This window comes from uncultured Microscilla sp. (assembly GCF_947493425.1).
Lineage (GTDB): Bacteria > Bacteroidota > Bacteroidia > Cytophagales > Microscillaceae > Microscilla.
Window position 1 is genome coordinate 68216 of sequence record NZ_CANLRP010000004.1, and the last position, 14490, is coordinate 82705.

At 37.9% G+C, this 14490-nt stretch carries 14 protein-coding genes; 3 read left to right on the forward strand and 11 right to left on the reverse strand.

Features of this window, described 5'->3' with window-relative positions; translation table 11 throughout:
- The first annotated feature begins 2 nt into the window (after positions 1-2).
- Positions 3-929, forward strand: coding sequence for an NAD(P)/FAD-dependent oxidoreductase (locus Q0954_RS02365; RefSeq protein ID WP_299453097.1), 927 nt, complete (start codon positions 3-5; stop codon positions 927-929).
- Between the two features lie 196 nt (positions 930-1125).
- Here the strand turns inward: Q0954_RS02365 and Q0954_RS02370 are convergent, their stop codons facing one another.
- The 7 genes from Q0954_RS02370 to Q0954_RS02400 all read right to left on the reverse strand — a co-directional run bounded on the left by Q0954_RS02370 (position 1126) and on the right by Q0954_RS02400 (position 7249).
- Positions 1126-3228: a SpoIIE family protein phosphatase gene (locus Q0954_RS02370; RefSeq protein ID WP_299453100.1), complete on the reverse strand. Its 2103-nt coding sequence runs from the start codon at positions 3226-3228 to the stop codon at positions 1126-1128.
- Between the two features lie 336 nt (positions 3229-3564).
- The gene (locus Q0954_RS02375; RefSeq protein WP_002706408.1) at positions 3565-3693 is read right to left on the reverse strand and encodes a 30S ribosomal protein THX; all 129 of its coding nucleotides are present in this window, start codon (positions 3691-3693) and stop codon (positions 3565-3567) included.
- Between the two features lie 148 nt (positions 3694-3841).
- Positions 3842-4348 carry a hypothetical protein gene (locus tag Q0954_RS02380; protein WP_299453118.1) on the reverse strand — a complete coding sequence of 169 codons (507 nt, stop codon included), beginning with the start codon at positions 4346-4348 and terminating at the stop codon, positions 3842-3844.
- Between the two features lie 310 nt (positions 4349-4658).
- Positions 4659-4928, reverse strand: a complete 270-nt coding sequence (locus tag Q0954_RS02385) for a hypothetical protein (RefSeq protein WP_299453120.1) — start codon at positions 4926-4928, stop codon at positions 4659-4661.
- 110 nt (positions 4929-5038) lie between these two features.
- Positions 5039-5446: a hypothetical protein gene (locus Q0954_RS02390; RefSeq protein WP_299453122.1), complete on the reverse strand. Its 408-nt coding sequence runs from the start codon at positions 5444-5446 to the stop codon at positions 5039-5041.
- 248 nt (positions 5447-5694) lie between these two features.
- The gene (locus Q0954_RS02395; RefSeq protein WP_299453124.1) at positions 5695-6054 is read right to left on the reverse strand and encodes a hypothetical protein; all 360 of its coding nucleotides are present in this window, start codon (positions 6052-6054) and stop codon (positions 5695-5697) included.
- Positions 6055-6154: 100 nt separating this feature from the next.
- Positions 6155-7249 carry a protein kinase gene (locus Q0954_RS02400; protein ID WP_299453126.1) on the reverse strand — a complete coding sequence of 365 codons (1095 nt, stop codon included), beginning with the start codon at positions 7247-7249 and terminating at the stop codon, positions 6155-6157.
- Positions 7250-7566: 317 nt separating this feature from the next.
- On the opposite strand from Q0954_RS02400, the gene Q0954_RS02405 reads away from it, so the two are divergent.
- On the forward strand, positions 7567-8007 hold the full coding sequence (locus Q0954_RS02405; RefSeq protein WP_299453128.1) for a hypothetical protein: 441 nt from the start codon (positions 7567-7569) through the stop codon (positions 8005-8007).
- A 427-nt stretch (positions 8008-8434) separates the two neighbouring features.
- On the opposite strand, the gene Q0954_RS02410 is transcribed toward Q0954_RS02405, so the two are convergent.
- The 3 genes from Q0954_RS02410 to Q0954_RS02420 form a co-directional block, all read right to left on the reverse strand.
- Positions 8435-9373 carry an RDD family protein gene (locus tag Q0954_RS02410; protein WP_299453130.1) on the reverse strand — a complete coding sequence of 313 codons (939 nt, stop codon included), beginning with the start codon at positions 9371-9373 and terminating at the stop codon, positions 8435-8437.
- A 428-nt stretch (positions 9374-9801) separates the two neighbouring features.
- Positions 9802-10821 carry a hypothetical protein gene (locus Q0954_RS02415; protein ID WP_299453132.1) on the reverse strand — a complete coding sequence of 340 codons (1020 nt, stop codon included), beginning with the start codon at positions 10819-10821 and terminating at the stop codon, positions 9802-9804.
- Between the two features lie 314 nt (positions 10822-11135).
- Positions 11136-11621 carry an SgcJ/EcaC family oxidoreductase gene (locus Q0954_RS02420; protein ID WP_299453135.1) on the reverse strand — a complete coding sequence of 162 codons (486 nt, stop codon included), beginning with the start codon at positions 11619-11621 and terminating at the stop codon, positions 11136-11138.
- A 224-nt stretch (positions 11622-11845) separates the two neighbouring features.
- Here Q0954_RS02420 and Q0954_RS02425 point away from each other — a divergent pair, with 224 nt between their 5' ends.
- Positions 11846-12328 (forward strand): GNAT family N-acetyltransferase, encoded by a 483-nt coding sequence (locus tag Q0954_RS02425; RefSeq protein WP_299453137.1) that lies wholly within the window; start codon positions 11846-11848, stop codon positions 12326-12328.
- Positions 12329-12365: 37 nt separating this feature from the next.
- Here the strand turns inward: Q0954_RS02425 and Q0954_RS02430 are convergent, their stop codons facing one another.
- Positions 12366-14477: a 7TM diverse intracellular signaling domain-containing protein gene (locus tag Q0954_RS02430; protein ID WP_299453139.1), complete on the reverse strand. Its 2112-nt coding sequence runs from the start codon at positions 14475-14477 to the stop codon at positions 12366-12368.
- Between the last annotated feature and the right edge of the window lie 13 nt (positions 14478-14490).

The window sequence follows — 14490 nt, forward strand, 5'->3', positions numbered from 1 at the left end:
CAATGGATCATACAAGTATTTTAGAAGTAGCAGTCGTGGGTGGAGGACCCGCCGGAATGAGCGCAGCCTTGGTTTTTGGCCGGGCAATGATTAGTACAGTCATTATCAACGAAGAGCAAGCCCGCAACATGGTTACTCAAGGTTCGCACGGTTTTCTAACTCGTGATGGGGCACACCCCGCTGATCTTTTGCAGATAGCCAAAGAACAACTGGTTCAATATGAACAAGTAACTTATGTAAAAGGGCGGGTAAACCAGGTAGAAAAACAAGATGCTTTATTTGTTATAAATACCAACAAAGGCGATACATTCAAAGCCAAACATGTGGTATTTGCCACCGGCTATCAAGATGATATTAGTCAGGTAAACCTACCAGGCATAGACGCTGTATATGGCAAAACTGTGTACCCTTGCCCTTTTTGTGATGGCTGGGAACGACGCAATCAGCCACTGGCCTTGTTTGGTGAAGAAGCCTTTGTATTCGAGTTTGCTAAAACCATCAGCCACTGGACTCACGATTTGGTTGTATTCACTAATGGTAAAAAAGTAGTATCTGAGGAACAAAAGCAGGCATTTGAGCAGAAGAAGGTAGTACTTGTAGAAGATAAAATAGAAAAACTGATTTCAATCAATGGGCAACTACAAGGGGTGCAACTTACACACGGGCAAACCATTTCCCGTCAAGGAGGTTTTTTATTGAGCACCGGCGAAAAACAGGCGTGTGAGATTCCAGCACAACTAGGAGTAGAAACCAATGATGATGGCACTTATAAATCCAATGAGTGGGGTAAGTCTGAAATAGAAGGCATATATATAATAGGCGACGCTAAAAATGGCTTTGGGGGCATTGCAGCTTCAGTCGCTGAGGGTGCCAGGGTTGCCGCAATGATGATTCACGAAATCATTCATCAGAAGTGGGCAATTGCTTAAAATAACAATTGCGTAAAGTATCACTACTTTACGCAATTCATCTCACTTAAGAATATTTATTTTTTAGAATGTATTGTTGAGGGCTACGCCCGAAATCCCGTGTACGGGGCAATCACATTCCTTAAAGGCTCAAATCTACTTGTAGCTTGTCGCTAACTGCACCGATATTCATCGGTATCTAAGGACTTGCGACTACTTATACCTTAAATCCCATCACCAAAACATCATCAAGTTGCTCAAAGTCAGTGCCTAACCAATCAGAAAAAGCTTTTTCCATGTGTTCTTTTTGAGTATGCATAGGCAAATGATGGATAGATAACAGCAAATCTCTGAACTGGCTCACCATATATTTTTTGCCTTGGCTACCACCAAATTGGTCTTGAAAACCATCAGAAAATAAGTAAAAACTTGTAGGTTCGTCAGTATCTATGCTTACCTGATGGTTGGTAAAGCTTCGTTTACCTTCGCGTTGTTCTCCTCCTATAGAGTACTTATCACCTTTAATCAAGTGAAGTTTGCCGTTTTGTATGTATAATAATGGGTTTTTAGCACCAGCAAAGTTTACTGTTTTTTGTGCATGATCAATTGTCACAAGCGATATGTCCATGCCATCGCGATTACCAGTGGTTTCTTGTTTCAGCGACTGGCGAATGTTTTTATGCAGTTTAAACAAAACTTCGTCGGGCTTGGTTACTCCTTGTTGTTTTACAATCTGATTTAGGTAAGCATCTCCTGCCATGCTCATAAAAGCCCCTGGTACTCCATGTCCAGTACAATCTACTGCGGCAAGTACTGTTTTTTGTGCCTCAATTTCTCCGGTTTGGGCAAACCAGTAAAAATCCCCACTTACTTTATCTCTTGGTTTAAGCATAACCATAGATTCAGGCAAAGCCTTATGAATGGCTTCCTGCGAAGGCAACAAGGCTTCTTGAATACGTTGTGCATACTCTATACTATCGGTAATGTTTTGGTAGGCAAACTCTAATTTTTCGCTTTTTTCAGCAATTTGGTCGCGTTGTGCACTTATTTCGTGGTTTTGTGCCGTTATCTCGTGGTTTTGTTCTGCCAATACATTATGCGACTTGCGCTTGTCATCATATCTTTTGTACATCAACCCAGCAAGACTCAACATCAAAAACAAACCTCCTCCCAAGGCAGTATTAATTGCACGATTGCGTTGTTTGGTAATGTCAGCCTCTCGTCGGAGTGCGGCTAGTTCCTTTTCTTTTTTTTCGGCAGTATGTATAGACACTACTTTGTTCAAACGACGCTCATAGTTTTGTGAGTTGAGGCTATCACGCGCCCCTATGTATAGTTTATAGTATTTAAAAGCAAGGTCAGTTTTGTTTAATCCTTCATGTGCTTGAGACAAGGTATTATATACCTTCTGAAACTGATAAAAGACGCGTTTACCAGGCATCATCTTCAAACCTTTATTACTATATTCAATTGATTTGTTATATGCTTTTTTGTTTTTGTATACCGTGCCAATATTGATATAAGTATTGCCCACCCCAAAGTCAAAGCCTTTCTCAAAACGCTCTTTAGATACTTTGCGAGCCATTAATATTTTTCGCCTTTTATCTTTTAGCTTATGTGCTGTTTCTATCGATTTAAATAAATACTCAAGGGCTTGATCATATTTACCCAAGCCGTTTTGTGTCATTCCTATATTATTCAACAAGGTAGCCAGCATGAACTGTTTTTCACCTGCTTTTTCGAGCTTTAATGCCTCCATATAATACTGCATTGATTGCTCGTATTGTTTTGAATCTGACGCCAATAAGCCTTTACTATTCAGAAACACTACAATCGCCGATGTATCTTTCAGTTCACGGGCAAGTTTTAATCCTTCGATGGAATACTTTTCATGCTTACTTGTGTTTTTTATATCAAAGAATATCCCACAAAGCTGCCGTATCGCCTTTACCAAAGCTTTTTTATTGTTTGTTTTTCTATAGTGTTGGTAGGCTTCTGTTATATACTTTACTCCTTTTTGGGTAATGCCCTTTCTAACATAAAAACGCCCAATGTATTGGTGAGTAGTAGCTAGACGATCAGGATCATTGAGTTTTTTTGCCAGGTTCAATGCCTGCAGACTATGTTCAAGTGCTATATCAAGAGAATCGGCGTTTTCGTGTACTAGTTGCAACAATGCTTTGATACGGGAAGAGTCATGAGGGGCATTTTTTACCACATTCTCCAGGCTGTCTACACGTTTTTGTCGTGAGCTTTCCAGTGCCTGAGTTTGATGTGTGTAAAAAAATAATATGCTTATAAGAATAACTATTTTTTTCATGGTTACCTAATTATCTTTGGTCTTGCCTTAGATTAGTTAAAAAGCGTCAGTCAATGTATTGATTAGGTGTATTTTTGTATTGTAAATATACTGAAGAAGGAAATTGTATTTGGATATTTTTTACTGAAGTGATCTTTTATATGGTTTGTATCCCACAAAGATACGAATATTTATAGACGAATGTTAACAAAAATTGTTAATGAAACTGTTAAATATTCAATCACCAGGTTTTGATTGACAGGTTTTTATTCACCCCAACACTGAAACCATCACAAAGCTAAAAGGAGTGGTAGCAAGGCACTAAAGCAAAAAAACTACCCATTGGGTAGTTTCTTATTAAGACTCTTTGTTCTCGGTTTTCTTTTCGGTAGTCTTGTAAGTGTTTGGCTTTTTGCGAGGTCTTACTTTACCATAGCTACCTAAAAAAATCTTTCCTTTGCGGGTTCTTTTGTCTCCTCTTCCCATGATGTTATATTGAGTTTAAGAATTTATAATTTAAACCTGTCAATCGTCAATCAAACCAATACAGTTTTTAGCGATCATACACAGGTTTGCAAAGCTAGTTAAATAAAAGAAAAAGCTAAAGCTTATTTACTAAACAGTCGAGCAGTTTTTAGACAAACAGCTTTAAAAACTTCTTAAGTAACCAGTTTTTCTCAGCCATAGACAAACGGTTCAATACTTTGTCGGCACTGGTAGTAAGGTTTTTCATGTCTTCTATCAGTGTTACAAACTCTTTGTATTCTTCGTCTTTTTTATCACCTTCTACTACCGACAAATGATCCACTGTTCGTTTGATCTGATCGAGTTCACGTTTCTTTCGTTCCCTAATAATACACTTCGACACCTCCCACATATCTTTTTCGGCAACAAAATACTCGCGGCGTTCGCCTGGTTTTATTTCTTTGCGTACCAAACCCCAGGTAATCAATTCACGCAGATTCATGTTAGAGTTGCCCCTCGATATATTGAGTTTATTCATTACATCTTCGGTACTCAGTGCCTTATTTGATACCAATAACAAGGCGTGGATTTGCGCCATAGTTCGGTTAATCCCCCAATTAGTACCTAATGTGCCCCAGGTTTGTATAAAATGATCTTTCGCTTCTTGTAGCTCCATGTTTACAACTAAATAATTTATGATAATGGTTACAGCAGTTAACTATGTAACTATTTGCACCTTCTTAAGCGATGTTGTTTCAATTAACTAAGAGCTTGTTTAAATTTTCGCGTTTAGTGTGATTTTCGATGAGTTTTGTGCTCAGATGCGTTAAATTTTGAAGTAATAGCAGCGCTATTGCTGATAAATTTAGCAATATATGAGTGCAAAAATCGCGTAAAACGCCTTTTAGGTGAATTTTAAACAAGCTCTAATTCGTATAGTATATGTTTTTTGTAAATTGGGCAGAAATCCCCATTGGTTCAAGCATTTATAACTCTCGACCTATGAGCCACCAGCTCCAGAACGAAGCCACTGCCAGGTTCATCAAATGGTATTTGATATAGTCGTTTTTGGTAAGTTTCAAATCGCGCCAATAATATTGGCTAATCATTCCCATCAACACTGGAAGTAGCACAATACCTAACCACACAATATTATGATTTTGTGACATTGTAAAAGACATCGAGCTAATAATAACAATTGCCAGACAATTAGGGATGACAATGCCAAGCATTAGTTTGATTTCCTTCTGATCCATATTAAAGGGTAAAAAGGTTGTTTGACAGATTGGATAAATTATCGTGCACAAGGTACTAATAAAATAACCAACCTCAAAAGCGACTCGCCACTCAAGGTCCACATTTAGAGTTACCCTACATTGTCACGATAGGTATTGTAGAGTCTATAGTCCCAAATAGTAAGCCCATAATAAGCAAAACCTATCAGCTGAGGAATACCAATTAACCAGAGAATAAAGTAATAATCTCGATTAGTCATCATAGTCATAGCTATAGCAAAAGCAAGGTACACCACAGAACCTATGATATGAATTTGCCTCCATTTCTTGATGGGTTCTGGTGTATAACGCAACCCTGTAATATGTATCATAGCACTTATAGCCCATTGGTATACTCCTAAAAAGAAAGTAATGACAGGTACCCAAAGCATTACCCCTCCACCCGAAGTAAACGCCAACAAAGCCACTAATAACTGAATAGACAACATTACTGTTTGTACATTCATATCGGCTTTTAAAAATCGTCTTGAAAGGTTCATAGTATGTATTGTTTAGTTGACTACTTTTCTTAGGTAACGTAAGTTGCGTTTGTAACAAAAAACACTCTGGCTATCAGGTACTTGTATATTTTTAGCTCTTTAAAAACAGCTACTTGTAGCTTGCAACTTGAATTAGGTATTATATCAAACTATACGCTCAAAGATACTCAAAGTTTTAGTATTTTCAATAAATTTTGAAAGTTTATAAGTTTAGAGAGTGAGCTAATTGGGTACTAACGCTCGAAAAATCATAGAATCTCAAACGAAATTTTTAGCTTCACCATTAACAACACTAAAATAAAGATAAAGGAAAACGCAAACCATATCTTAAGTCGAAGGTTCATTCTTTTTATTGAGTAAAGCTGTTCCTGTAGTAAATTGAGCTTGCTTTGGGCAGGTTCCATGTCCTTCACCTGGCGGGTTAAATCTTTGTTTTCTTTACGTAATTTTTTATTTACTGTGCTGGCACGCTTAAGGTTTGCCTGAAGCTTTTTAAAATCTTTTTCTTGATTTTCATTAATTATCAAATCTGAGCCACCGTTTTCTTTCAAAATATCTTTTACTTCATCAATAGAAAAATACCGCTCATAGCCGCATACTTCGCACATACTCCCTTCATGGCTATTCACAGATTCACAATTAAGGCAAGTCCAACGCATAATAATGGTTCATTGTTTAAATTATAGAGTAATTTCAAATTTAAGAAATTTAATCTTTTTTCTTTCTAATACTTAAGCCTTTCCCCCGCAAGCCTCCCACAGTTTTTTCGCCTGTAGCACCTGGTTTTTTACGTAGCAACGGAGTAGGTGCCTCCTTCCCTCCTGTTCCTTTTTTAGCCAATAAATTTCCTTTTAAGCTCAGCCCACTGCTCTTTTTTGTTGTTTTATCGGTTGCAACAGTTTCTTTGCCCAAATCCATCGTTTTGAGTGTATTAAAAACCTCTCCTATGCCAGGGCGTTTATGGTAGTTGGTTTGTAGCATGCTGGTAACCAAACCGTTGAGTTTATCTGGCAAATCGGTTGCTGTCAAAACAATTTGTTTGTCAGCAATAGCTGCTATTCCTGCATAAGTATACGCCTCGTGGTCAAATTCAGGCATTTTTCCGGTGAGATACAACGCATACAAAAGCCCCAAAGCAAAAATATCAGACTTGGTAGTCAAGTCGTCAGGGGTTACGGCAGGGTCTTCTTTGATGTATAAAGCCAGTTCGGGTGAATAAAACGCCATGTCGCCTACTACATCTTCGGTAATTTCGGGGGGATGTTCAGAAAAATAACTATTATCAAAGTCAATCAATTTTGCCGTATAGCTCCCGGTTTTGCTCCTCTTAATCAAAATGTTGTCAGGCTTCAGATCGCCATGCACTATTTGGGCATTGTGCAATACATTGAGGCTATGGGCAATGGTTTTCAGTATTAGTATACGTTTTGCCAAAGGTAATGAAGCTATTTCGGCAACAGACAACGAAGCTACATCTATCTTTTCAGTCACCTTGTAATACTTGGTTTTATGCCTGAAAAAATCAACCGTAAATACCAGGTTCCCTCCTATACCGCATTTCTCGTTTACCTCCTGGATTAAACCCTGGTGATGCTTTTCAAACTTTTGACACTCTTTCAGTTTTCGCTGCTTCGACTTTTCACTCCCTGGCGCATCGGGTGTGGGATACTTGGGCGATAAAAATTCTTTTAAAAAATATACCTTGCCACCCTTTTGGGCAAAAGTCCACTTGCTCAACCCACCACCCGCAGTAGTAAAGTTTTGCAGTACAACATATCCATTAATATTCTCACCTTTGAGCATTTTTATTCTATTAAATTGAATTTGGCACAAAATACAACCAAACCTAGTAAATTTCATTGGTCTACCTGATAATTGTCATTCCTTGATCAAAATAAATACATTAACTTTACTTGCGAAAAATTTCAAAAAGACTTCAATCTTTATTTGCTTTGAGTATGTTTAAAAACTATATTTTCTTGTAAATTAAATACATCTAATGAATAGGTATAACTATCATACTATGAATAAGTTACACCTACTTGTGGCTTATAGCTTATTACTTGCTGCTACTTAATTAGACAAACTCTTATTTATCTACACACTTAACGTTAATAATTATGAATCGTAAAAAGCTTAAAAATATCGAGCAGTTGCTTGAAAGTTTATCCATGGAGCTACACGGTCAGTATACCGAGTATTCTGAAGATATGGTTATCATAACTGTGCCCGTTAATGATGATGAAAGTAAGTTTCAGAGTGTAAGAGGCTATGTTGCTGACCGCCAAACGGCTCAAAACGAAACCGCTCAAATGGTAATGTTAAGCAGTACTGTTTGCACTTTGCACGATCACCCAGAGCTTGACTTCAAAGAGTTGCTCAAGAAAAATTACTATATGATCTACTCTAAACTTACTATTACCGACGAAGATTACCTGGAGGTAGAGGCAGCCACTCGCTATGAATATGCCACTGCCCAAGAGGTAGAAGCAATGATAGAAGAAGTAGCCAGAAAAACGGAGGAACTAAAACAAGAATTATTGGGAGCAAAGGCAAATTGATATACTAAGGAATGGTACCAAAATAAATTTACATTCTTAACCTCATCTTTTGAGGCTATACTTTGTTAAAAAATAGCCGAATAGCGATGCTATTAGCCGATTTTTTGCCTCGTCTAGCAACAAAATATTTTAGCGTTACTATAGAAATTTATTTTTACACCATTCCTAAGATTAAAGTGATTACCTGCGGTGAGCTCGTCACAGCAAGCTGCCCCGATGAATCGGGATTTATAAATAGACTCGGTTTTAGGATTTACAGGATTAGCTGAAGCTGAGCTCAGCACAGCAAAGCTGTAGCTTCGGTTGATTAATGTTGGTATTCAGGCAATTGATCAAAACCTGTCCCCAAAACCATTTTTGTTTAAGTATAACACTACAAATATATTTTTATATAAAAAAGAGCTTTTGGAGAAACCAGGAGCTTTTTTTATTCTACCACCACAAAATCCAGAAACAATAAGTCATCTTCGCTAAGCTCATAGCGTGCCTCAAAATCAATGTTTGCCGGAGGTGCCAGCAAATACACCACTTGATTACGCCCCGAACGCAAAGAAGAGTGCTCGTCCTGCAGCTGTATCACCAAATGGCTGCTCATAATATTACGCCCCTCCAGTTTTATCTGCCTTGTCAACTCAAGCAAAAACATATTCAGGCGATCATTATCTAGTTTGACATAAGCTTTTACTACTGCTTTTTGAGGTAGGCTTGTTGCCAGGATGCTATTTGAGCGATAGTTTTTGAGTAAAACAGTTTCCCCTATAATATTCATCAAATAAGGGTTTTTGTTGTTATACTCTGCATAAAACGATTCTCTGGTAATAGCATAAGTACCCGCCAAAAGGTCGTGTAAAGTTTGTCGCCCCGGCACTACAAAAGCAAGACAGTAGTCTAATAACAAAATGCCTCCTACAATGATTGCCAAGGGATGAGTAAAGTATTGCTTGCCCCAAAATATTACCGTTCGGAAAGCGTCAGGAACAGAGGTAGGGTATTGCACAGCAGGTAAGTTGTCTAACACATAATGAAGAAAAGCAATGAGATAAATACTGGCAATTATATAAGGAAAAGTACGTATCAATGCCTGCCCCAGGCTTACATATTCTTTTTCCTGAGTGACAACCTTAATGTCTAAAGTAAGTTTACCCACCGAACCCCCCAGGCGAAATGTAAGGTATACCTGAAAAAACCCAATTAGAAACAACAAGTACAGGCAAAAATATAGAATGGTTTTTTGTTCAAAAGAAATGAGCAGCAAGGCTATAGTCACTGGCACAAAAAAGATAATATATAAAAATAAGTCCAGTAAAAATGCCCAAAACCTACGCAATCTGTTTACATATTGTACATTAAAAGCACTTTTGATCATTTTTAGTCTAAATTTTCTATCCTCAAATATTTAATGAACTTCTCTGGCTTTCAAGATTAAGGAATTGTTCAAAAATAAATTTACACTCTGAGGGGTGATTTTTCGCCTTGATACTTCGTTATTTTTATTGCCCGTAGCGCTGCTATGGGCGCAAAAAATAGCCTCGTCTCAAAACAAAACCTCTACCTCAAGAATGATAATTTAATTTCTCACCATTCCTAAGGGAGCATACAAAAAATAAGCTACCCATTTCTGGCGATTTTTTTGTCCAAATACTTCGTTGCATGTTGCGGCCGTAGCGCTGCTATGCCCTTAAAATGCGCCTGGTCTTTGATCAAAACCATTCACCAAAACCTGGGAGACTATTTATTGCAAACTCCCTAACCCCTCAAGCAAGTTCCGTGATTATATCACCACAAGGCAAGAGTTTACCCATAATAACTCTCTTTGTATGCTTGCCAAAGCTGTTCCAAAAGCAATCGTTTTTGCTCATAGAGTTTTTCTGGTTCTACGGGCAAAAACCCTTCTTGTTTTTGCAAAAACTGCATACTAGCTTCGGCTTCTTCTACAGGACGCACAAACCGTGCTTGCACATACTTAAACCTTTCATAAAAATAAACTTTCCAGTCTTCCAAAGTTTTCCTGCCCAATGCCAGTACACTCATACTCAGGTCATCACCAGCAATTGCTACCATTGCCTCTTCCAGGCATTCTTTCCAGGCTTCTGCATCATATTGGCTATTCATAAGTGCTTGCAACAACAAATACTCAAAATGTGCTGGAGATTTCACAAAACCAAAACAACCATCGGTAGCAGTAATGAATATGACTGGTTCTTTGACCAAAACAGTGCTTTGGTTAATTGAATACTTACCATCGGCATGTATACAATTAGAAATGGTGGCATCCATCAGTAGATTCTCAAACGCATCAGGTGTTCCGTTCAAATCATCATTTGACAATTGACACAACCCATTGGCAGTAAGTGCATAACAACGTGAATCGCCTGCCCAAAATGAAGTCACCTTTAACTGCTGGTGGGTATCAAAAGTATAATAAAGCCCTGCAAGTGTAGTAGGCAACCGCTTGATTAGTTTACTCCTCAACTTAGAAGGATTTTGGTCAATTTGGTTCACTTTATCAGTAAACCCTTTCAACAAGTCAGTTTTCAATCCTTCAACAAAATCTATCTCTACTTCTTCTCCAGTAGATATTGTAGCAAAAAGACGTTCAGTAATTTGTTTGGCTAAACGAGACGCTAAGTAAGCCCCAGTATGCGCTACTGTTTTGCCTTGGTTATCTTGGTAAGTATACAGTTTACTTCCAGCTCCCCCCAGACCATCATACACTGCCAACACCCCTTGCGTATAGTCATCGTTAACAAGCAATGTAGGTACAGCATCTTCCCCTTTACCGGGTCTTTTTTCTGTCCAAATAGTAAAATGCATAAACTCTATAAAAATAATAGCAAAACAGCTTTAGCCATAAAATACGGCTGTAAAACAACCTTTTCTTGTAATTCAATTTTGATAAGGAATGGTGTAAAAATAAATTTCTATAGTAACGCTAAAATATTTTGTTGCTAGACAAGGTAAAAAATCGGCTAATAGCAGCGCTATTCGGCTATTTTTTAACAAAGTATAGCCTCAAAAGATGAGGTTAAGAATGTAAATTTATTTTGGTACCATTCCTAAGGCATTAACAGGTAAATAAAGAAACAATTTGCCAATTAATCAAGGAAGAAAAGCGAAATCAAAGATGATTATCGCTCACGATAGTCTACCGAGGTAATATTGCCCAATTCATCTACAATATTGGTTTCTTTGCCGGGTACTATGTCAGTGTTATGCGCCGATACAGCCACCCAACCCAACGATTGACGATGTACCACAAAACTAATTACATTTTGGCGGCTTTTGGGTTGAGCAATGCCCGCATGGGCAGTTTGTCCGGTCAATTTCATACGTGCTTGTACCAAAGCTACCTCTGGCGTCACAAGCTTTACTTTTACTTTTCGCAACTCTACAGTAGAATGGTTAAAAATAGTTTTAAAGCCATAATCATGGGCTTTCCAAATAGCTTGACGGTTGTGCCACCAAAGCCCTACTACATTTACAAATTCGGCATCCTCGACAAACAAATTGGCAAGCGCCACTGCATCACGATCGTTAAATGCTTGCACAAATAAAACCACAATGTCTTCAGGATTAGAGGTATAAGTTTGTTGAAACATAGTATTAGAATTCATCTTGTTTTTTATGATTTAAATAAAAACTCAGGACACTAAAAGGGAAAAACAGATTATCCGGAAGAAAAGCAATACTAATTAAGAAGAACAGAAATTTTTTAATACTTTTACCATAAAAAATACAAATTCACTTATACTTCATTGCATTAAGTTCTCCTACCAAAATAGATTCTAATATTTATTTTTTTAAATTAGGACTCTTTATATTCTCAAAATAGTCTAAAATGTTGATAAGAAAAGCTACTCAAGAAGACCAGGATGCCATCTGGGAAATCATACGCCAGGTAATAGCTAAAGGAGATACCTATGTTTTTGCCCCCAACTCTCATAAAGAAAAAATGCTCAATTATTGGTGTGATCCCAACAAATATACTTATGTAGCAGTAGTCGACGAAAAAATTGCAGGCACTTTTATGATTGCCGATAATTTTCCGGATTTGGGAGCACACGTGGCCAATGCTGGCTATATGACCTTGCCTGGCATGACAGGTAAGGGTTTGGGGACTGCTATGGGCAAGTTTTCGTTAGAGGAAGCAAAAAAACTAGGGTATAAAGCAATGCAGTTTAATTTAGTAGTAAAAAGCAATGAGCGGGCAGTAAAGTTATGGCAAAAGTTGGGGTTTAAAATCATAGGAGAAATCCCGAAAGCCTTCCAACATCAAACAGATGGACTTACCAATGCTTATATCATGTGGCAAGCACTTTAAATACACAAGAGTAAGGCTAAAACTAAAGTTGAGTGCCTCAGTCAATTTTAAGCCCTACTACCAAAATATCATCAGTTTGGCGAATGCCCCCTTTCCAATTGTCTAACTCTATTTGTAAGTTTTCCTCTTGTTCTTCCACCGTTAACGGGCTTATTTTTAGCAATAAATTGCGGAAGTTTTTCTTAAGGAACTTCCCACCCATTTCTTTGCTAAACTGGTCTTGAAAACCGTCTGAAGACAAGTATAAAGTATCACCAGGCTGAAGTTGCAAATCAAAATCTTCAAACTGCTTAGCGGTTTTATATTGATGCGAACCTCCAATAGGAAAAATAGATCCTTTTACCTGATGGAACTCTCCATCTCTTACATAATATAGTGGAGTTTTGGCACCCGCAAACTGTAGTGACTTATCTCTTTCGTTGATTACCAGAATGGCCATATCCATTCCATCGTTTACTTTTGAACCACTTTGCGACTGTAGGGTTTCATTAAGCTTCCCGTCTAAAGTATACAAAATATCTTTAGGGCTTACGTAATCTTTATACTTGATAATCTCATGAATAATGCTGCTCGCCAAAATAGTCATAAATGCTCCAGGCACTCCATGTCCGGTACAATCGGCCACCATCAATACTTGATAATCTTCGCCTTTGAAATGTTTTTTGCCAAACCAGTAAAAGTCTCCACTTACTATGTCGCGAGGGCGAAAGAATATAAAGTGCTTGGGAAAATCCTGCGTCACATAAGTATCGTGGGGTAACATTGCCGATTGAATACGTTTGGCATAATTGATACTTTCGGTAATGTCTGAGTTTTTCTTTTCCAACTCAATATTCATTTTGTTGAGTTGTTCATTGGTCAAGTCCAGCTCCTCTATGGTTTGGTTAAGCTCTTCGTTGGTTTCTACCAGCTTTGCGGTGCGTTCTTTGACTTTTCTGTCTAGCTTTTCGTTTTCTTTCTCTTTCATTTGTAGCATTTCTGCTGACAACTTTTCGCGTTCAGCTTTAAATATATTGTATTTGTCACCCAATGCCATAGAGAGCAATACAATTTCTATTACTGCCGATACTTCGGTAGAGTGCCAAACAACCGCACTTTCGGGCAACAGCCCAAAGTCTTTGAAAGCATGCAACAAGATACCAAACGTGTACACTACCCAGGCTATAGTAAAATAACGCGAAGACAAATTACCTTTGCGCCAAGCTACTACCCCTGACGAGATCAATAAAATAGAGTTTAGCAAAATAGTGTACCCAATGAACTCAATAGAGGTGCGGAAAGGCAAAACAAACACCAATATCATCAACACTACCCCTAATACAATGGTTGCTTGCATTGCTTTGTATAGTCCGCGGGAATATTCTCTGATATTGAGAAAAAATATAGCAAATAGCACAGAGCCTGTAGTCATCAATGCCATACCAAATGGAATTACCTGATTTGCCCAATAAATGCTGTTTGGCCATATATATTGATAGGTGTGTCCACTGTCGGAAGGGTAAAATAGTAGCGACCCTATCACAAACATGATATAAAATAAGTAGCTTAAATCATTGAGAGAGATGTATAGGAAAAAGCTGTGCGCTAAAATCAAAATTAAAACTCCATAGAGCAAGCCATATACAACATCTGACCAGGACGACTCTTTATAAAACTGAGACCTCGCATGTATTTTAAGAGGAATCTGAATGGTACCTGTTCCCCACACCCTTAGATAAATTCGTTGTTTTTTGACCTTACTAAAATCAAGTGGAAACACGAAGTTGCGATTAAATATAGGACGCGAGTCAAAAGCTCTTCGATCTCCGGTATTAATCACTTTCCATTTTTTAGTTTGTTGGTCAAACGAGTAAAAATCAATATAGTCAAGGGTTGGATAAGCATACTCCAGCAACCAATCAGGGCTTTTAGACCAGTTTTTTATCTCGATCATTACCCAAAAATAAGCGTCAGAATGCCCTTTGATAATATTTTGGTGATGAGATAAAGTAAAATGTTGATCAAACTTACCACTAGCCACTTGATTTATATCAATAGTAGCATCAGTAGTTTTAAAAATAAAAGTTTGGGTTCCTATAGAGTAAGAGTGTACATTATCTTTCAATACTACCTGCCTGTTGCCTTGAGCAATGGCGGTAGACTGTATCAAAGTGTTACAGAGG